The organism is Burkholderia sp. AU38729 (assembly GCF_020419725.1).
GTDB lineage: Bacteria > Pseudomonadota > Gammaproteobacteria > Burkholderiales > Burkholderiaceae > Burkholderia.
Genome location: NZ_JAIZQO010000003.1, coordinates 105,706 through 124,235, shown reverse-complemented (window position 1 = coordinate 124,235; position 18,530 = coordinate 105,706). Strand labels below are relative to the sequence as shown.

The 18,530-nt window shown below is 67.6% G+C and carries 17 protein-coding genes; 2 read left to right on the top strand and 15 right to left on the bottom strand.

Annotated elements, in window-relative coordinates; all coding sequences use genetic code 11:
• Positions 1-5: 5 nt before the first annotated feature.
• The 3 genes from LGM56_RS09485 to edd all read right to left on the bottom strand — a co-directional run bounded on the left by LGM56_RS09485 (position 6) and on the right by edd (position 4,089).
• A complete protein-coding gene (locus LGM56_RS09485; RefSeq protein WP_089472146.1) occupies positions 6-1,367 on the bottom strand; it encodes a GntP family permease in 1,362 nt (453 codons plus the stop codon).
• Positions 1,368-1,586: 219 nt separating this feature from the next.
• Entirely contained in the window at positions 1,587-2,213 is a 627-nt protein-coding gene (eda, locus tag LGM56_RS09480; protein ID WP_226204331.1) for a bifunctional 4-hydroxy-2-oxoglutarate aldolase/2-dehydro-3-deoxy-phosphogluconate aldolase, read from the bottom strand.
• Positions 2,214-2,232: 19 nt separating this feature from the next.
• Positions 2,233-4,089 (bottom strand): phosphogluconate dehydratase, encoded by a 1,857-nt coding sequence (gene edd, locus LGM56_RS09475; protein WP_175238200.1) that lies wholly within the window; start codon positions 4,087-4,089, stop codon positions 2,233-2,235.
• A gap of 282 nt (positions 4,090-4,371) precedes the next feature.
• On the opposite strand from edd, the gene LGM56_RS09470 reads away from it, so the two are divergent.
• Positions 4,372-5,220, top strand: coding sequence for a MurR/RpiR family transcriptional regulator (locus LGM56_RS09470; RefSeq protein ID WP_039361495.1), 849 nt, complete (start codon positions 4,372-4,374; stop codon positions 5,218-5,220).
• Between the two features lie 105 nt (positions 5,221-5,325).
• Here LGM56_RS09470 and LGM56_RS09465 read toward each other — a convergent pair whose 3' ends face one another.
• From LGM56_RS09465 to LGM56_RS09425, 9 genes are all read right to left on the bottom strand, one after another.
• Complete coding sequence (locus tag LGM56_RS09465) at positions 5,326-5,748, bottom strand: CopD family protein (protein WP_011350935.1); 423 nt, start codon at positions 5,746-5,748, stop codon at positions 5,326-5,328.
• 19 nt (positions 5,749-5,767) lie between these two features.
• Positions 5,768-7,039 carry a glutamate-5-semialdehyde dehydrogenase gene (locus LGM56_RS09460; RefSeq protein ID WP_089472143.1) on the bottom strand — a complete coding sequence of 424 codons (1,272 nt, stop codon included), beginning with the start codon at positions 7,037-7,039 and terminating at the stop codon, positions 5,768-5,770.
• Positions 7,040-7,177: 138 nt separating this feature from the next.
• Positions 7,178-8,272 (bottom strand): DNA polymerase III subunit delta, encoded by a 1,095-nt coding sequence (holA, locus tag LGM56_RS09455; RefSeq protein WP_175238201.1) that lies wholly within the window; start codon positions 8,270-8,272, stop codon positions 7,178-7,180.
• A gap of 18 nt (positions 8,273-8,290) precedes the next feature.
• Entirely contained in the window at positions 8,291-8,845 is a 555-nt protein-coding gene (gene lptE, locus LGM56_RS09450; protein ID WP_089494091.1) for an LPS assembly lipoprotein LptE, read from the bottom strand.
• A gap of 38 nt (positions 8,846-8,883) precedes the next feature.
• Positions 8,884-11,478 (bottom strand): leucine--tRNA ligase, encoded by a 2,595-nt coding sequence (gene leuS, locus LGM56_RS09445; protein WP_089494090.1) that lies wholly within the window; start codon positions 11,476-11,478, stop codon positions 8,884-8,886.
• A gap of 293 nt (positions 11,479-11,771) precedes the next feature.
• Positions 11,772-12,233: an ExbD/TolR family protein gene (locus LGM56_RS09440; RefSeq protein WP_089494089.1), complete on the bottom strand. Its 462-nt coding sequence runs from the start codon at positions 12,231-12,233 to the stop codon at positions 11,772-11,774.
• 24 nt (positions 12,234-12,257) lie between these two features.
• On the bottom strand, positions 12,258-12,926 hold the full coding sequence (locus tag LGM56_RS09435) for a MotA/TolQ/ExbB proton channel family protein (protein WP_059528793.1): 669 nt from the start codon (positions 12,924-12,926) through the stop codon (positions 12,258-12,260).
• A gap of 18 nt (positions 12,927-12,944) precedes the next feature.
• The gene (gene dapB, locus LGM56_RS09430) at positions 12,945-13,742 is read right to left on the bottom strand and encodes a 4-hydroxy-tetrahydrodipicolinate reductase (RefSeq protein WP_089424479.1); all 798 of its coding nucleotides are present in this window, start codon (positions 13,740-13,742) and stop codon (positions 12,945-12,947) included.
• Between the two features lie 65 nt (positions 13,743-13,807).
• The gene (locus tag LGM56_RS09425; RefSeq protein ID WP_089494088.1) at positions 13,808-14,623 is read right to left on the bottom strand and encodes an outer membrane protein assembly factor BamE; all 816 of its coding nucleotides are present in this window, start codon (positions 14,621-14,623) and stop codon (positions 13,808-13,810) included.
• 141 nt (positions 14,624-14,764) lie between these two features.
• Here LGM56_RS09425 and fur point away from each other — a divergent pair, with 141 nt between their 5' ends.
• Positions 14,765-15,193, top strand: a complete 429-nt coding sequence (fur, locus tag LGM56_RS09420) for a ferric iron uptake transcriptional regulator (protein ID WP_226204328.1) — start codon at positions 14,765-14,767, stop codon at positions 15,191-15,193.
• A gap of 177 nt (positions 15,194-15,370) precedes the next feature.
• On the opposite strand, the gene LGM56_RS09415 is transcribed toward fur, so the two are convergent.
• From LGM56_RS09415 to LGM56_RS09405, 3 genes are all read right to left on the bottom strand, one after another.
• The gene (locus LGM56_RS09415) at positions 15,371-15,889 is read right to left on the bottom strand and encodes an ureidoglycolate lyase (protein ID WP_089494087.1); all 519 of its coding nucleotides are present in this window, start codon (positions 15,887-15,889) and stop codon (positions 15,371-15,373) included.
• A 14-nt stretch (positions 15,890-15,903) separates the two neighbouring features.
• Complete coding sequence (gene alc, locus LGM56_RS09410) at positions 15,904-16,911, bottom strand: allantoicase (protein WP_226204326.1); 1,008 nt, start codon at positions 16,909-16,911, stop codon at positions 15,904-15,906.
• A gap of 104 nt (positions 16,912-17,015) precedes the next feature.
• The gene (locus LGM56_RS09405) at positions 17,016-18,338 is read right to left on the bottom strand and encodes a C4-dicarboxylate transporter DctA (RefSeq protein WP_046546282.1); all 1,323 of its coding nucleotides are present in this window, start codon (positions 18,336-18,338) and stop codon (positions 17,016-17,018) included.
• Positions 18,339-18,530 lie beyond the last annotated feature (192 nt).

Sequence of the window (18,530 nt, the reverse complement as noted above, 5' to 3'; positions counted from 1 at the left end):
CCTTGTTACAGAACCATGCTCAGCAGCAGTGTAAAGCCGAGGCCGAGCACCGAGATGATCGTTTCGAGCAACGACCAGGTCTTGAACGTCTGACCGACCGTCATCCCGAAGTATTCCTTGATCAGCCAGAAGCCGCCGTCGTTCACGTGCGAGAAGATCAGCGAGCCCGAGCCGGTGGCGAGCACCAGCAGTTCCGGGCTGACCGCCGCGCCGGATGCCGCCGCGATCGGCGCGACGATGCCGCAGGCCGTCGTCATCGCGACCGTCGCCGAACCCGTCGCGAGACGCATCAGCGCGGCGACGAACCAGCCGAGCAGCAGCGGCGACAGGTGCGCGTGCTTCGCGGTCTCGACGATCTGCTGCGAAATTCCGCTGTCGCGCAGGACGCCGCCGAAGCCGCCGCCCGCGCCGACGATCAGCGTGATGCCCGCGATCGGTGCCAGGCACTCGCCGCAGAACTTCTGGATCTGGTCGCGGTTGAAGCCCTGCAGCTTGCCGAACGTGAAGAAGCTCACGAGCACGGCGATCAGCAGCGCGACGTCCGAGTTGCCGGCAAAGCGCAGCAGGTTGTTCGGCAGCGACTTCGGCGTGAACACCAGGTCGGCCCAGCTGCCGACGAGCATCAGCACGACGGGCAGCAGGATCGTGAACAGCGTGATGCCGAAGCTCGGCAGTTCGCGCTTTTCACCGTTCGCGCGCGAGTCGACGAACTGCGCGGCGAGCGGGTTGTTCTCCGGCAGCTTCACGAACTTCGAGATCGTCAGCGCGAACAGCGGGCCCGCGATGATCGCGGTCGGCACGCCGACGATCAGGCCGAACGCGATCGTCTTGCCGATATCGGCGCCGTATTGCTGAACGGCCAGCAGTGCAGCCGGGTGCGGCGGAATCAGCCCGTGCACGACGGACAGGCCGGCCACCATCGGCAGGCCGACGACGAGCAGCGACTTGCCGGTGCGCTTCGCGACGTTGAACGCGATCGGGATCAGCAGCACGAAGCCGACTTCGAAGAACACCGGCAGGCCGACGATGATCGCGACGAACATCATCGCCCAGTGGATATTCTTTTCACCGAACCAGTCGATCAGCGTGGTCGCGATCCGTTCGGCGCCGCCCGATTCGGCCATCATCTTGCCGAGCATCGTGCCGAGGCCGACGACGATCGCGATGTGGCCGAGCGTACCGCCGGTGCCTGTCTCGAACGACTTGACGATCTTGTCCATCGGCATGCCGACGACCAGGCCGAGGCCGAGCGAAACGATGATCAGCACCAGGAACGGGTAGATCTTGTAGCGCGCGATCATCAGGATCAGCGCGGCAATCGCGATCAGCGTGAATACGAGCAGCATGCTGCCTTGGACAGCCCCCATGTGGCACTCCTCCTAGAATTGTTCGAACCGGGCGAGTTGTTGCGAGTATGCCCGGCTATGCAGGTCTCCGAAACACGGGGGGTACCCACCCCGTCAGGACGCTGAATTTTACTTATCTTTACGGTCCACGGATAGAACCGGTTCCATCAGCAAAAACCCTCGGTAAAACAAGCACTAAGGCTCGCTTTCCGAGGGCTGAACCGTCATCTCGTACAAGTCTTATCGGGGAAGCTGGCTCGCGGCTTGCGCGAGGCGCATGACTTCGGCCCAGTCCTGCGCGGCGAGCGCGGCTTTCGGCGTGAGCCACGAGCCGCCGACGCACACGACGTTCGGCAGTTTCAGGAAATTCGGCGCGGTTTCGACGGTGATGCCGCCGGTCGGGCAGAACTTCAGCGCCGGGAACGGGCCGTGGAACGCCTGCAGCATCGGCACGCCGCCCGCTTGCTGCGCGGGGAAGAACTTCACGATCTCGTAGCCGAATTCGAGCGCCTGGATGATGTCGCTCGGCGTCATCACGCCGGGCAGCAGCGGCAGGCCCGCGTCGAGCGACGCGAGGTGCAGCTCCTTCGTCAGGCCCGGCGACACGCCGAACTTCGCCCCCGCGCGCTTGGCCTGCTCGCAATGCTCGGGCTTCGTGATCGTGCCGACGCCGACGACGATGTCGTCCGCGAGCTGGCTGGCGCGCTGGATCGCCTCCAGGCCGGCCGGCGTGCGCAGTGTGATCTCGAGCACCTTCACGCCGCCTGCGTGCAGTGCACGCGACACGTGTTCGCCCTGCTCGACCGAGTCGAATGCGAGCACCGGGATGACCGGGCCCAGCTTCACGATTTCAGCAATCGTCTTCATTGAATTGGCTCCTTGAAATTCATGCGGCGACGTGGGCGGCCGTTTCGCCGACCAGCGCGCCGAAAACCGATGCGCCCTGCTCGGCCGGCGCGGCGGCCGCACGGAACACGCCGAACAGTTCACGCCCGAAACCGACCTCGTTCTCGGCCTGGTGCAGCGGCTGCGCGACCGGGCGCGCCTGCCACTCGGCGGCGTCGACCTCGATGTCGAGCACACCGGCTTCCGCGTCGATCACGAGCGTATCGCCCGTCTTCACCTTGCCGAGCGGGCCGGCGAGCAGCGCTTCCGGCGACACGTGGATCACGGCCGGCACCTTGCCCGACGCGCCCGACATGCGGCCGTCGGTGACCAGCGCGACGTGGAAGCCCTGATCCTGCAGCACGCCGAGCAGCGGCGTCAAACGGTGCAGCTCGGGCATCCCGTTCGCGCGCGCGCCCTGGAAGCGCACCACCGCGACGAAATCGCGCTTCAGCTCGCCGCGATCGAATGCTTCCTGCACGGCTTCCTGCGAATCGAACACGATCGCGGGCGCGGTCACCTTGCGGTGCTCGGGCGCGACCGCCGAAATCTTGATCACGCCGCGGCCAAGGCGGCCCTGCATCAGGCGCAGGCCACCGTCCGGCTGGAACGGGTCGCGGATGCCGCGCAGCACCTTCGTGTCGTGGCTCTCGGCCGCGCCGTCGACCCACGTCAGCTTGCCGTCGATCAGCTTCGGCTCCTTCGTGTAGTGCGACAGACCCTTGCCGGCGACCGTCGTCACGTCCTCGTGCAGCAGCCCGCCTTCGAGCAGGTTGCGTACCAGGAAGGCCACCCCGCCCGCCGCGTGGAAATGGTTCACGTCGGCCTTGCCGTTCGGGTAGATCTTCGCGAGCAGCGGCACGACCGCCGACAGTTCGTCGAAATCGTTCCAGTCGATCAGGATGCCGGCCGCGCGCGCGATCGCGACGAGGTGCAGCGTGTGGTTGGTCGAGCCGCCCGTCGCGAGCAGCGCGACGATCCCGTTGACGATCGCCTTCTCGTCGATCACGTGGCCGATCGGCGTGTAGTGGCCCCGCTCGACGGTCAGGTCGAGCACGCGGCGCGCAGCCTCGGCGGTGAGCGCGGTGCGCAGCGGCGTGTGCGGGTGGACGAATGCCGAGCCCGGCAGGTGCAGCCCCATCAGCTCCATCAGCATCTGGTTGCTGTTCGCGGTGCCGTAGAACGTGCAGGTGCCGTGGCCGTGATAGGCGGCGGATTCGGCTTCGAGCAGCGCGTCGCGGCCGACCTGGCCGGTCGCGAACTGCTGGCGGATCTTCGCCTTGTCGTCGTTCGACAGGCCGCTCGTCATCGGGCCGGCCGGCACGAAGATCGTCGGCAGGTGGCCGAACTGCAGCGCGCCGATCAGCAGGCCCGGCACGATCTTGTCGCAGATGCCGAGGCAGAGCGCCGCGTCGAACATGTTGTGCGTGAGCGCGATCGCCGTGCCCATCGCGATCGCCTCGCGCGAGAACAGCGACAGCTCCATCCCCGGGTTGCCCTGCGTGACGCCGTCGCACATCGCCGGCACGCCGCCCGCGAACTGCGCGACCCCGCCGTTCTCGCGCGCGGCCGCCTTGATGATCTCGGGGAAATCCTTGTACGGCGCATGCGCGGACAGCATCTCGTTGTACGAGGACACGATGCCGATGTTCGGCTCGCGGATCGCCTTGATCGAGAACTTGTCGTTACCCTCGAGGCCGGCGAAGCCGTGCGCGAGGTTCGCGCACGACAGCGCGCCGCGCGCCGGGAACTTGCCCTGCGCGCCGTCGATGCGCTGCAGATAGGCGGAACGGGTCGATTGGCTGCGGGCGATCACGCGTTCGGTGACCTTCGCCAGAGTGGGGTGCAGCGACGTCATGCTGGGCGCTCCTGTATGCCGGCCGACACCGGCGGTTGGAATCGTGGGGACGGTCGAATGCATCGACAGAACGAAGCCAGTCTAGTAGAAAAACTACAAGCATGCAATGCGGATTCATCGCCCCGCAACCCTCATTCCCGCCACCAGCAAGGCGATACCTAGTGAAAACCCTAATCCTCCGCAATGAAAGCACTACGCCCGCGCTAGTATTTTCCTGTAGATTTTCTACAATTCGATTGCGATACACTCGCTCATCCGAACCCGATTTCCGCCTGCCGTCCCATGCTGCCCCGCATTGAAGCGATCCGCACCGAGTTGCGCCCGTCCGAGCGCAAGCTCGCCGACTACATCCTCGCCGCGCCGCGCGAGGTGCTCGACCTCGCGATGACCGAGCTGTCGACGCGCGCGGGCGTCAGCCAGCCGACGATCGCGCGCTTCTGCCAGGCGCTCGGCTGCAGCGGCTTTCGCGAATTCAAGATCCGGCTCGCGCAGAGCGTCGCGCCGGGCGTGTCGTCGGTCTATCGCGACGTCGAGCCCGACGAGCCGGCGCCCGGCATCATCGGCAAGGTGTTCGACCGCACGATCGGCGCACTGATCGAAGTGCGCAACAGCCTGTCCGCCGGCAGCGTCGCCGAGGCGATCGGGCTGTTGTCGAACGCGTCGCGGATCGAGTTCTACGGCGCCGGCGGCTCCGGTATCGCCGCGCAGGACATCCAGCACAAGTTCTTCCGGCTCGGCGTGCCGAGCGTCGCGTATTCGGATCCGCACACGTTCTCGATGTCGTCGGCGCTGCTGGGCCCGCACGACGTCGTCGTCGCGATCTCGAACACCGGCCGCACGCGCGACATCGTCGACGCCGCACGCTCCGCGCTCGCGTGCGGCGCGAAGGTCGTCGCGATCACGCAGAGCCATTCGCCGCTCGCGAAGCTCGCGACGGTGAGTCTCGCGTCGAACGTCGCGGAGGAAACCGACGTGTTCTCGCCGATGACGTCGCGGATGTCGCATCTCGCGATCGGCGACATCCTCGCGGTCGGCGTCGCGCTGTCACGCGGCCCCGCACTGATGGAACGGGTCGGCCGTGCGAAGGAGGCGATCACGCGCCGCCGGATCGACGACGGCACGAAGGATTGAGCAGACGCCGCGCCGACCGCGCGCATGAACCGTAAACGACAAACGGCGCCCCGCGGGGCGCCGTTGCGTGTCAGGCAGCGCCGGCAACCTCGCCGGCCATGCCGCTCAGAACGGCTTGATCACGACCAGCGCGACCGCCGCGAGCATGCCGAGCACCGGCAGCTCGTTGAACACGCGATACCACTTGTCGGTGCGGCGGTTCTCGCCGCGCTCGAACACTCGCAGTAGATGCCCGCAATACGCGTGATAGACGATCAGCAGCAGCACGACCGTCACCTTCGCGTGAATCCAGCCCTGCCCCTGCCCGATGCCGATCGACAGCCAGAGCCACAGCCCGCAGGCCAGCGCCGGCACCGCGATCATCGTCATGAAGCGGAACAGCTTGCGCGCCATCAGCAGCAGGCGACGCACGGCGGCCGGATCGGTTTCCATGGCCAGGTTTACGTAGATGCGCGGCAGGTAGAACAACCCTGCAAACCACGCGGCGATCAGAACGATATGGAACGTCTTGACCCAGAGCATCGCCATCGATTGTGCGCCTCGCTGTTTATTGGCGGCCTTCGCCGTGTCCGAGCACGACGTACTTCAGCGACGTCAAGCCTTCCAGGCCGACGGGGCCGCGTGCGTGCAGCTTGTCGTTCGAGATGCCGATTTCCGCGCCGAGGCCGAATTCGAAGCCGTCCGCGAAGCGCGTCGATGCGTTGACCATCACGCTCGCCGAATCGACCTCGCGCAGGAACCGCATCGCGCGGTCGTGATCCTCGGTGACGATCGCGTCCGTGTGGTGCGAGCCGTAGTGATTGATGTGCTCGATCGCGGCGTCGAGGCCGTCGACGACCTTGATCGCGAGCACCGGCGCGAGATACTCGGTGTGCCAGTCTTCCTCGGTGGCGTCGACGAGCGGACCGACGCCCGCATCGGCGAGCACCGCGCGCGCGGCCGCATCGACGCGCAGCTCGACCTGCTTGTCGCGATACAGCTTGCCGAGCGGCGGCAGCAGCGTTGCCGCGACACCGCTCGCGACGAGCAGCGTCTCCATCGTGTTGCAGGTGCCGTAGCGGTGCGTCTTCGCGTTGTCGCAGACGGTCAGCGCCTTGGCGAGATCGGCGCGATCGTCGACGTACACGTGGCAGATGCCGTCGAGGTGCTTGATCATCGGCACGCGCGCCTCGTTGATCAGGCGCTCGATCAGGCTCTTGCCGCCGCGCGGCACGATCACGTCGACGTATTCGGTCATCGTGATCAGCTTGCCGACCGCCGCGCGATCGGCCGTCGCGACGACCTGTACCGCGTCCTGCGGCAGGCCGGCTGCCTCGAGCCCTTCGCCGATCAGCTTCGCGAGCGCCGCGTTCGATTCGAGCGCTTCGGAGCCGCCGCGCAGGATCGTCGCGTTGCCCGACTTCAGGCACAGCGCGGCCGCGTCGATCGTCACGTTCGGGCGCGATTCGTAGATGATGCCGATCACGCCGAGCGGCACCCGCATCTGGCCGACCTGGATGCCGCTCGGGCGGTACTTGAGGTTGCTGATCTCGCCGATCGGATCGGCCAGCGACGCCACCTGGCGCAAGCCTTCGACCATCGTCTTCAGCGCCTTGTCCGACAGCGTCAGGCGATCGACGAACGCCGCATCGAGCCCCTTTTCACGGGCACGGGCGACATCGCGGGCATTCGCGTCCTTCAGCACCTGTGCGTCGCGTTCGATCGCGCGCGCCACGGCGTCGAGCGCCGCGTTCTTCGCGGCCGTGCTGGCGCGCGCCATCGCGCGGGAAGCGTGCCGGGCGCGACGGCCCAGGTCGGTCATGTACTGATCGATATCCATCGTGTGACTCGAGAAGCGCGCCGCGCGGGGCGGCATGAATTCGTGGGGAAGCGTGAGCGGCGGCGGCCGGAGGGCCGCGCCAGCTATCGAAACATTGTAAGCGGGTTGCGCAGCGCGCGCTGAAGGCCCGAACGGGACTTAGCGTCGCACGCGCCCCGCGGTCGGCGGTCGCTCGCCGCGGGCACCGGCCACCGTCATCGCGAGCTGGAACAGCCCGTCCCACGGATCGGGAGGCGGTTCGTCCTGCGTACGACGGCCCGGCGCGACGGCCGTGAGCCCCTTGACCTGACGGTCGAGCTTCGCGGCAAACGCGAGCGCCTTCTCGAGCACGGCTTCGGACACGCGATTCAGCGCGGGACCGATCAGCCGCTCGCGTGGCCCCCACACGCGGTTCTCGCGCAGCAGCGTTGCCAGCGGCTTGCCGGCCGTCGTGCCGCGCTTGATCCGCAACAGCGTGCGCAATTCCTCGACGACGGCCCACATCACGAGCACGATCGCCTCTCCCTCGCCCTTCAACCCGTCGATCATCCGCGCGAGCCGCGCGGCGTCGCCGGCGAGCATGGCTTCGTTCAGCTTGAAGACGTCGTAACGCGCAACGTTCAGCACCGCGTCGTGCACCTGCTCGAACGACAGCGCACCCTGCGGATACAACAGCCCGAGCTTCTGGATTTCCTGGTGCGCGGCGAGCAGGTTGCCTTCGACGCGCTCGGCGATGAACTGCAGCGCGCGCCGCCCGTCCTCGCCGGGCGCGGCGCGTTGACCCTGCAGCGCGAGGCGCTGGCCGATCCAGTTCGGCAGCTGCGCGCGGTCGACCGGATCGATCTTCAGCGCGACGCCGCCGTTCTGCAGCGCGGTGAACCACGCGGATTTCTGCGTGGCCGCGTCGAGACGCGGCAGCGTGACGAGCATCAGCGCGTCGGGGTTCGGCGTGGCAGCGAGCGTCTTCAGCGCATCGGCGCCTTCCTTGCCGGGCTTGCCCGACGGAATGCGCAGCTCGATCAGCTGGCGCTCGCCGAACAGCGACATCGCCTGGGTCGCGCCGAGCAGCACGCTCCAGTCGAAGCCGCGCTCGACCGTATGCACCGAGCGCTCGGTGAAGCCGGCCGCGCGCGCGGCCGCACGAATGCGGTCGCACGCTTCCTGCGCGAGCAGCGGCTCGTCGCCGTAGACGGTATAGAGCCCGGCCAACCCCTTCGCGAGGTGCGGCTCCAGCGCATCAAGTCGCAGTTGCATCGATACGTGCGCCGTCGATCAGAGCGGCGGCGGCGGCAGCGGCGCGCGCGGTGCGACGCCCGGTACCACGTCTTCCGGTGCCGGCGTCAGCGAATGGACGATCGCGAGACGGCGCATCAGTTGGTCGACCGCGTCGCTCTGCATGTCGGCGTACAGGAGGTCCGCTTCCTGCGCCTTCGCGTTCGTGTACTGATCGCTGTACGTCATCGCACGGTTCAGCGCGATCACGCTCGGCGGGATCAGCACGGTGCCGTCCTTGCTCGTCAACTGATAACGCAACGTATAGAAGAGCGCGTATTCCTGCGCCGAACCGTACTTGTTGAGCGTCAGCGTGTTCTGGCCACGCGATTCCCACATGGTCAGCACGGCGTCGGCGTCGTCCGCCGACTTGACGATCTTCGTGTCGCTGCCGGCCTCGACGAGGCGCACGAGGCGCGCCTCGACCGGCGCCGGCGCGCCGGCGATCAGCAGGTGCTTGAACGCGTAGTCCTGCTGGCCGCGCAACTGGAAGCCGCATGCCGACAGCGCAACCGCGCTGCCGACAGCGAGCATCAAAAACGATCTGCGGATCACCTTCGCTCCTTCTGGGTACGTCCGATGGCCGGCGGCCGTCAAACGACGATGTTCACGAGGCGGCCCGGCACGACGACGATCTTCTTCGCCGGCTTGCCGTCGCTGAACTTCGCGAACGCGTCGTCGGCCACTGCCGCGGCTTCGATCGCCTCGCGGCTCGCGTCCTTCGCCACCTTCAGCGCGCCGCGCACCTTGCCGTTTACCTGCAGCACGAGTTCGATCTCGGCCTGCTCGAGCGCGGCCTCGTCGACCTTCGGCCACGGTGCGTCGAGCAGCGGGCCGAATTCGTCCGCGTAGCCGAGCGCCTTCCACAGCTCGAACGTGACGTGCGGCACGACCGGGTACAGCACGCGCAGCAGCACGCCGTACGTTTCACGCAGCACGCCGGGCGTCGCGCCCTTCGCACCGTCGATCGCGTTCAGCATCTTCATCGCGGCCGACACGACCGTGTTGTACTGCAGGCGCTGGTAGTCGAAATCGGCCTGCTTCAGCACGCTGTAGATCTCGCGGCGCAGCGCCTTGTCGGCTTCGCCGAGCGCGGCCGCATCGAAGCCCGCGCGCGCGGCGAGCGCTTCGCGGTTCGTCGCACCGAAGCTCCACACGCGGCGCAGGAAGCGGCTCGCGCCTTCGACGCCCGCACCCGACCACTCGAGCTGCTGCTCGGGCGGCGCGGCGAACATCGTGAACAGGCGCGCGGTATCCGCGCCGTACTGGTCGATCAACAGCTGCGGATCGACACCGTTGTTCTTCGACTTCGACATCTTCTCGATGCCGCCGAGCACGACCGGCTGGCCGTCCGCGTTCAGCGTCGCGCCGACCGGGCGGCCCTTGTCGTCGTGCGTGACCGTCACGTCGAGCGGGTTGTACCAGGTCTTCTTGCCCGATGCGTCCTCGCGGTAGTACGTCTCGTTCAGCACCATGCCCTGCGTGAGCAGGTTCTTCGCCGGCTCGCCGAACTTCACGAGGCCGAGGTCGCGCATCACCTTGGTCCAGAAGCGCGAGTACAGCAGGTGCAGGATCGCGTGCTCGATGCCGCCGATGTACTGGTCCATCGGCATCCAGTAGTCGGTGCGCGCGTCGACCATCGTCTCGGCGTCCGGCGCCGTGTAGCGCGAGAAGTACCACGACGAATCGACGAAGGTGTCCATCGTGTCGGTTTCGCGCTTGGCCGCCGCGCCGCACTTCGGGCACGTGCAGTTCAGGAACGCTTCCGACTTCGCGAGCGGGTTGCCCGAGCCGTCCGGCACGAGGTCTTCCGGCAGCACGACGGGGAGATCCTGCTCGGGCACCGGCACGTCGCCGCACGACGGGCAGTGGATGATCGGGATCGGCGTGCCCCAGTAGCGCTGGCGCGACACGCCCCAGTCGCGCAGGCGCCACGTGACCTGCTTGTCGCCGAAGCCGCCGGCGTTCAGGTCGGCCGCGACCGCGTCGACCGCTTCCGCGTAGCGCAGGCCGTCGTACTTGCCGCTGTTCACGCAGACCGCGATTTCCTTGTCGCCGTACCACTCCTGCCAGGCGTCGAGCGAGTATTGCTGGCCTTCGGCCGAGATCACCTGCTTGATCGGCAGGTCGTATTTCTTCGCGAACGCAAAATCGCGCTCGTCGTGGCCCGGCACGCCCATCACCGCGCCTTCGCCATAGCTCATCAGCACATAGTTGCCGATCCACACCTCGACCGGCTCGCCGGTGAGCGGGTGCGTGACCGAGAAGCCCGTCGCGACGCCCTTCTTCTCCATCGTCGCGACGTCGGCCTCGGCGACGCCGCCGCGCTTGCATTCGTCGATGAACGCGAGCAGTTCGGGCTTGTCCTGCGCGAGGCGCGTGGCGAGCGGATGCTCGGCCGCGATCGCGCAGAAGGTGACGCCCATGATCGTGTCGGCGCGCGTCGTGAACACGCGCAGCAGCTTCTTCTCGCCGTCGAGTTCGTACGGGAAGCCGAAGTTCACGCCGAAGCTCTTGCCGATCCAGTTCTGCTGCATGATCTTCACGCGCTCGGGCCAGCCGAGGCCGTCGAGGTCGTTCAGCAGCTCATCCGCGTACTGCGTGATGCGCAGGTAGTACATCGGGATCTCGCGCTTCTCGACGAGCGCGCCCGAGCGCCAGCCGCGGCCGTCGATCACCTGCTCGTTCGCGAGCACGGTCTGGTCGACCGGGTCCCAGTTCACGGTGCCCGTCTTCTTGTACGCGATGCCCTTTTCGAGCATCTTCAGGAACAGCCACTGGTTCCACTTGTAGTAGTCGGGCTTGCACGTCGCGATTTCGCGCGACCAGTCGATCGCGAGGCCCATCGACTGCATCTGGCGCTTCATGTAGTCGATGTTGTCGTAGGTCCACTTCGCGGGCGGCACGCCGTTCGCCATCGCGGCGTTCTCGGCCGGCATCCCGAACGCGTCCCAGCCCATCGGCATCAGCGTGTTGTAGCCGTTCATCCGCAGATAGCGGTACATCACGTCGTTGATCGTGTAGTTGCGCACGTGACCCATGTGCAGCTTGCCGGACGGGTACGGCAGCATCGACACGCAGTAGAACTTCGGCTTCTGCGAATCTTCCTTCGTCTTGTAGGCATCGGCTGCGCGCCAGTCGCCCTGGGCGGCGGCTTCGACGTCGGCGGGTACGTATCTCTCGTGCATGGTGTGGTTCGGACTAGGCTTTAAGCGACGCGACGGCGCGCGCGCAGGAGTGGATCGAAAATCGTGCTTGCCCGGCGGACCTGCAGGTTCGCTGTTGCCGGACCTGTTCGCGGTTTCCGGGCATTTTCCGGGTAACCCGCAGCATGCCCGGGTAGCCTGGAAAATTCCGGGTTACCTGAAAAAAGCCTGCCAACCGGGAAAAACGTTGATTATACCGCCCGCGCCGGCCCATTCGACCGGTCTTGCGGCGGGGCGGCCCGATCCCGCGGCCGGGACAGGCCCGCCGGCTCCGCTCAGCGGTTGGCCGGCACGGCGGGCGCCGCCGCGGAACCGCCCGCCTGCGGCGGCACGTCGGTCACGAAGCCGATCCGCGTGAGGCCGGCGGCCTGCGCGGCGCCCATCACCTGCGCGATCACGTCGTAGCGGGTCGCCCGCGATGCGCGCAGCCGCAGCTCGGGCGGCGCGCCGCCCGCGGCGGCGGCCCGGAAGCGCGCGGGCAGCGCGTCGAGCGTGACCGGTGCGTCGTCCCAGTACAGCTTGCCCGCGTCGTCGATCGACAAGGTGACGGATTGCGGCGTGTCGCGCGCGACGCTGGCCGCGACCTTCGGCAAGTCGAGCCGGATCGCGTGCGTCATCAGCGGCGCGGTGATGATGAAGATGACGAGCAGCACCAGCATCACGTCGATCAGCGGGGTCATGTTGATCTCCGCCATCGGCGCGGACGTCTTGTGGTGCTCGAGTCCGCCGAATGCCATGGTCGCTCCTCCGGAATGGACGCGTCAGGCTTCCTGCGCGCACACGAACACGTGCAGGTCGCGCGCGAAGCCGTCGAGTTCCTCGGCGAGCTGCCGCACGAGCCGCCCGAGGATGTTGTAGGCCAGCACCGCGGGAATCGCGACGACGAGCCCGAACGCGGTCATGATCAGCGCCTCGCCGACCGGCCCCGCGACGTTCTCGATCTGCGCCTGCCCGCTCGCGGCGATGCTGCCGAGCGCGTGGTAGATGCCCCACACGGTGCCGAGCAGCCCGACGAACGGTGCGGTGCTGCCGATCGACGCGAGCAGCACCTGGCCGAATTCGAGGCGCCGCTGCGAGCGCAGCATCGCGTGCCGCAACGCGCGCAGCACGCGTTCGCTGCGCTCGACCCGCGCGGCCAGGGCAGCCGGGTCGTGGTCGTCGGCCGCATCGCGCGCGGCTTCGGCGAGCGGCACGAACACGCGCTCGCGATCGGCGCCGGCGAGCGCGGCGATGCCCGCGTCGAGCGACGGCGCGCGCCAGAACGCGGCGAGCGCGCGCGGCCCCTGCCGCTTCGCGCGAACCAGGAGCCAGGCTTTCATGAGGAGGAAGCACCAACTGGCGACGGACATCGCCAGCAGCACATAGGCGACGGCATGCGTGATCGCATCGCCGCTTTCGAGGTAGTGGACAACGCCGGTGGGTATCGCCATCGGAGTTTCCCCGTGGTGTCAGCGCAGGCCGAGCACGTCCTGCATGTCGAACAGGCCGGCGCCGCGCGCCGACAGGAAGTGGACCGCGCGCAACGCGCCCTGCGCGTACGACACGCGGCTCGACGACTTGTGCGTGATCTCGATGCGCTCGCCGATCCCGGCGAACAGCACGGTGTGATCGCCGACGATGTCGCCGCCGCGCACCGCGGCGAAGCCGATCGACGACGGATCGCGCTCGCCCGTCACGCCGTGGCGGCCGTACACCGCGCAATCGTCGAGCGAGCGACCGAGCGCACCGGCGACGGCTTCGCCCATCATCAGCGCGGTGCCCGACGGCGCATCGACCTTGTGGCGGTGATGCGCCTCGATGATCTCGATGTCGTAGCCGTGCGAGAAATGCTTCGCCGCGAATTCGAGCAGCTTCAGCGTGACGTTCACGCCGACGCTCATGTTCGCCGCGAACACGATGCCGATCTTGCCCGCCGCAGCCTGCAGCTCGGCCTTCTGCTCGGCGGTGAAGCCGGTCGTGCCGATCACGAGCTTCACGTCGTGGCGCAGCGCGGCCTCGATATGGGCCATCGTGCCTTCCGGACGTGTGAAATCGATCAGGGTGTCGGCCTGCGCGAACACGGCGTCGAGGTCGGCGGTCAGCTTGACCCCGGTTTCCTTGCCGAGGAACGCGCCGGCGTCCTGGCCGAGGAACGGCGAATCGGCGCGGTCGAGCGCGCCGACGAGCTGCGCGTCGGCATCGTTGAGAACGGCTTCGATCAGCATCCGGCCCATTCGGCCCGATGCCCCGGCAATCGCAATCTTCATGGCTTTCTACACGACAGGTATAAAAGCGGGCGGCGCATGCCGCCCGGTTTCCGCACGCCGGCTGCTTACTGCGCCGGTGCGGTGAGCGGCTGGTTCTGCAGGTTGTCCGAGCCTTGCGGGCCGACCGGCGGCGCCTCGTTCGACACGCTCGGCTGCGGCGGACGATGGAACTGGAACTGCGGCTGGATCGCCGGCGCGGCGCCCGGCGGCTGGCCGCCCGGCACCGGCGCGCCGCCCGAGGCCTTCGCGGCCGGCGTGAACCGGCGCGAACCCGAACCCTGCCCCGACACCTGGTTGGTCGCACGGTTCGCCGCGCGGGCGGCCTGCGCGTTCGCATCCTGGTCGACCACCGCAGCGGCCGCCGGCGCAGTGGACGGGCTGGCGACAGCCTCCGGCGCCGGCGCGCTCGCGGCCGCTTGCGCGGTGCTCGCGGCGGCGGCAGCCTCGGCGGCCTTCTTCGCCGCTGCGGCCGCCTTCGCCTTCTTGCCGCCGCGGTCGCCGTCGATATCGGCCAGCAGGTCGAGTTCCGACGGCAGGTTGTCCGCCCCCGTCCAGCTCGCCAGGCGATCGCCCGAGAACGTCACGACGAGATCGCGCTGCTGGACGACTGCCGTCGAACCGCGCTTGAAGTAAAAGAGGTAGTCCCAACGGTCGGCGTGGAACATGTCGGCCAGCAGCGGGGTGCCGAGCAGCGCGCGCACCTGTTCGCGCGACATGCCGACCTGCAACTGCGCGGCCTTCTCCTGCGACACGAAGTTGCCTTGCACGACGGTGATCCGGTAGGGGGTGATGCTCTGCGCGATGCGCTGCGTCACGCTGTCGTACGACGAACAACCAGCCAGCGCGGCAACGGCGGCGGCAGCGATGATGACACTCCGCATGCGGCTCCTCTGAAAGTGCGAAAGAGATTCTGGAATCATTTCCCTCACCGTGCAGGCCCGTGTGCAGGCCGCGCGTGTTTCTGGAACGGCGAAAAGCCGGTAACATTGAAGCCCTGCATTGTACTCTAGGGATGCCTAGCCATGACCAATCCGACGGATCTCAAGAATATCGGGCTAAAGGCCACCCTACCGCGCCTCAAGATTCTCGAGATCTTCCAGCAAAGCCCGGTGCGCCACCTGACGGCTGAAGACGTCTACCGGAACCTGCTCAACGAGCAGCTCGACATCGGGCTGGCCACCGTCTACCGCGTGCTGACGCAGTTCGAGCAGGCCGGCCTGCTCACGCGCAGCAACTTCGAATCCGGCAAGGCCGTGTTCGAGCTGAACGAAGGCTCGCACCACGATCACCTCGTGTGCCTCGATTGCGGCCGTGTCGAGGAGTTCTTCGACGCCGAGATCGAAGGCCGCCAGCAGGCGATCGCGAAGGAGCGCGGCTTCAAGCTCCAGGAGCATTCGCTCGCGATGTACGGTTCCTGCACGACCGAGCACTGCCCGCACCGCAAGCACTGATTCGCGCGCCTCGCGCACGCAGCACGGCCCGGCCGGCACCTTGCCGCCCGGGCCGTGTTCTTTTCGGGATAGCGGCGATGCACCGCCGCGTGGATCGTGCGCCCAGGCTTTCGGAAACCCTTCGACACGCCCGCCCGGGCTGCCGTCAGGCAGCCGGAGCCGGGCGTTGCCGTTGCGTCAGGCCGCGCAGGCCGGCTCGAACTCGAGCGCCCACGCGCGCTCGAGCGGGATCTCGTCGCAGTTCGGCTGCGGCCCGCCGCGATCGACGATCACGAAATCGCTGACCGCGTCGAGCGCGAGCAGCGGATGGTGCCAGACGCCCTTTGCATAGTTCACGCCCTGCCAGCCTTCCGCGAGGAACGCGCGCATCGCGTCCGGCCGGAATGCGCCAGCCGGCGCGACGACGATCGCGTAGCGCGACACGGCCGCGAGCGGGATGAATGCCTGGCTGCCGTGCGGATGGCGCTCCATCAGCGTGACCGCGACCGGCAGCGCGCGCGGCTGGGCGCGGAACACGCTGACGAGCGGACGGCCGCCGTCCGCGCATACGTCGATCGTCGCGAGATCGTGGAAGCGCTCGGTCGTGCCGCCGTTGATCGGAAAATGCCGCGCGCCTTCGAGCGCGATCACGTCGCCGAACGGCGCGAACGCTTCGCGCGTCAGGCGCTCGACGCGCAGGATCCGGGATTCGCTCATGCCGTTGCCCTCCTTCAAGCCGGCTCGCCCCACAGACGCAGGCGCGACACGCCGCCGTCCGGGAAGATGTTGAAACGCACGTGCGTGACGGGGCCGAGCGCGGCAAGCTGGTCGAACGTGTGGACGTGATCCATCTGAAGCTTCTGCTCGCCGAGCAGTTCGGCCCAGAACATCGCCTGCGTGACGAGCGAATCGTCGGTGCCGCCCGCGACCCGCGCGGCCTGCAGCGAGCAGCGGTCGGGGAAATTGCCCTTGAAGAACGCGGTATCGACCTCGACGCGCCGGATGATGCCCGGCCGCGCGAGCGCGACGATCGCCCAGTCGTTGCCGGGCTCGCGGCGCCGCCGCGTTTCCCAGCCGTCGCCCATGTTCACGCCGCGCCCCGGCATCAGCATCTGCGACGCCGGGCCGAAGTGCTGGTTGTTCGCCGCCACCAGGTAGCCGCCGTTCTCGATCGCCGCGAGATCGACGAGCTCGCCGGCCGGCGCCTGGCGCCAGTCGCGCTGCGGCTGGCCGTACACGCGCAGCCGGGCGAGGCCGCCGTCCGGGTACAGGTTCACGCGCAGGTGCGTATAGGGCCGCGCATCGTCGACACTCACGTAGTGATGCGAATTGCCCTGCAGCGTCGTCGCCGGGACGATCGGGCGCCATTCGGCGTCATCAGGCGGCGTGTCGCCTTCGGCGACGCACGCGTCGATCGACGCGGCCGGCGGGAAGTTGCCGGTGAAATGGCTCGTATCGAGGTCGACGCCGTGGATCACGCCCGGCCGCGCGAGCCGCACCACGCAGAAGTCGTGGCCGGTCGTGCGCTTGCGGCGCGTTTCCCAGCCGTCCATCCACTTGCCGTGGTCGTCGTACTTGCCGGGGATGAACACGGCCGGCTCGGGATTCAGCATGCGCTCCTTCGGCGCGAAGAATTCGTCGCTGGCAAAGAGCGCCTGCGCCCCGAGGCGCGGGTCGGCGAGGTTCATGTAACGCCGCGTGAAGGCCGGCGCATTCGGATCGAGGATGGGGGCTGCCATGTCGTCTCCTGATGTTGGATCGCGTGCCGGCGCATCGAGGCGCCGGCCGCATGAATTCGGGTGCGCGGGACGACCAGGGGAAGCCGCCCCGCGCGGGGGTGCGCTCAGAGCGCGTGAGCCTGGTCGCCGGCGACCGGCGCCGCGCGGCCTTCCTCTTCGGCCGGCACGTAGCGCAGCTCGCGATTCAGCACGCGGGTCGCGCGGGCACGATCGATGTCGTTCTCCCACACCGCGACGACCACCGTCGCGACGCAGTTGCCGATCAGGTTGGTCAGCGCGCGGGCGATGCCGACGAACCAGTCGACCGGCAGGATCAGCACGAGGCCGAGTACCGGAATCGCGGGGATCGCCGACAGCGTCGCCGCGAGGATCACGATCGCCGAGCCCGGGATCCCGTGCGCGCCCTTCGACGTGACGAGCGACACGAGCAGCACGACGATCAGGTCATGCGTCGACAGCGGCGTGTTGGTGGCCTGTGCGATGAACAGCACCGCGAGCGTCAGGTAGATCGAGAAGCCGTCGAGGTTGAACGAATAGCCGGTCGGGATCACGAGGCCGACCGTCGAATCCTTCACGCCCATGTATTCGAGCTTGCGCATCACCTGCGGCAGCACCGCGTCCGACGACGCCGTGCCGAGCACGATCGACAGTTCCTCGCGCAGGTAGCGGATCAGCTTGAACACCGAGAAGCCCGCGAGCCGCATCACCGCGCCGAGCACGACCGTGACGAACACGAAGCAGCTCAGGTAGAACACCGCGACCAGGTAGCCGAGCTGCTTGAGCGACGCGACGCCGTACTTGCCGGTCGTGAACGCGATCGCGCCGAGCACGCCGAGCGGCGCGAGCTTGATGATGAAGCCGATGATCCGGAAGAACACGTGCGACAGTTCCTCGATCAGCGAGTTGACGCGCTGCGCCTTGTCGCCGAGCAGCGACAGCGCGGAGCCGAACAGCACCGCGAACACGAGGATCTGCAGGATGTCGCCCTTCGCGAACGCGTCGATCGCGGTCTCGGGGATGATCTTCATCAGGTAGCCGGCCGTGTCCTTCAGGCTTTCGGCGTTCTTCGCGTACGACGCGAGCGACGACGCGTCGAGCGAGCGCAGGTCGATGTTCATCCCGACGCCCGGGCGCGTGAGCCACGCGAGCACGAGGCCGATGCCGAGCGCGAGCGTCGTCATGATCTCGAAGTAGATGACGGCCTTCAGGCCGACCCGGCCGACCTTCTTCAGGTCGCCCGCGTTGGCCATCCCGCTGACCACCACGCAGAACACGATCGGCCCGATCACCATCTTGATCAGCTTCAGGAAGCCGTCGCCGAGCGGTCGCAACGACTCGGCGAAATGCGGGAAGAACGCGCCGAGCGCGATCCCTAGAATCAATGCGACGACTACCCGGCCAAACAGCGAATTGAGGAATTTCGACACGGCGCTCTCCCGATCCAACGGTTGCAGTTTCGTCTGTTCATACTGGTAAGACCAGTGATGTTATGGTGGATAGTAGGAAGCCGATATAGTCACGTCAAGGACGGATAAAATAGGGATTTCCCGCCCCTGCTTGCCCTGGTTTCGATGCACCGTGAGGGGCGGATCGTGGCTTTCCCGTAGGTCGGCCATGCA